Origin of the sequence: Vibrio sp. S12_S33 (assembly GCF_963889785.1) — a bacterium.
In the GTDB taxonomy this organism is placed as follows: domain Bacteria; phylum Pseudomonadota; class Gammaproteobacteria; order Enterobacterales; family Vibrionaceae; genus Vibrio; species Vibrio aestuarianus.
This window is the reverse complement of sequence record NZ_CAWPQZ010000193.1, coordinates 1-778: the sequence shown is the minus strand read 5'-3', so window position 1 is coordinate 778 and position 778 is coordinate 1. Positions and strand designations below refer to the sequence as shown.

Annotated in this window: 1 protein-coding gene; it reads left to right on the top strand. The window is 36.0% G+C overall.

Annotation, left to right across the window (positions count from 1 at the left end; translation table 11 throughout):
- The first annotated feature begins 72 nt into the window (after window positions 1–72).
- The gene (locus tag AACW06_RS19805) at window positions 73–609 is read left to right on the top strand and encodes a hypothetical protein (RefSeq protein ID WP_238336772.1); all 537 of its coding nucleotides are present in this window, start codon (window positions 73–75) and stop codon (window positions 607–609) included.
- Window positions 610–778: the final 169 nt, after the last annotated feature.

Sequence of the window (778 nt, the reverse complement as noted above, 5' to 3'; positions counted from 1 at the left end):
CTTAATTGGGCGTTATGTATTTTAATCTGTGGGTTAGTGATAACTGGCTAATTAACGTTGGAGCTACTGTTAATGCAACTAGAAACGAGTAAAAGCATGATTCGTACTGTTAAGAGAATGTGTGGGTCATATTATGCGCCTGGAATTCTCATGGCCATTTTTATTATGTCGATATGTGTTGTAGAAAATAGAGTTATTGAGGGGCCATACACTGATAATGATGTGTTATATCATAAAGCTGAGGTAACTGGTAAGCATGGTACAGCTGGTCGCGGATTATCTTATCAAATTCTTTTTGATAAAGAATACAAGCACGATATTAAAGTTCAATGGTATGACTTTAATTCAATAAATCACTACTATTCCCTAGGATATGATTCGCGTAAAGATACAGAAAATCTAAGTGTTGGGCTAGTTAGAACGCATGTAGATAATATCTATTATACTGTTTATGTTAAGGCTGGAGATGAAGTTCTTCTTTCGAGTTCTGATGGCCTTCATAGGATAAATAAATTTAACGCCGAACAAGTTAGATGGAGCGCTTACTTAAGTCTTATTGCATTTATTTTACTTTCTCTAATCTTTAGGTTTCTAAGAAAGTGGTATTAAATTCTCTATAATAAAGTTTGCTATTAAATTTGTGCACCCAAAATACATAACAAACTGTTCAAGAGGGATTCGCAACGCGTGGCATTTTCACTATGCGTTGTTTTTAGTGATTAAGGTGGTATGCGGCGGCTTCGGTATTGCGTTGCTCACCCCTTAACAGGGCGTTAGC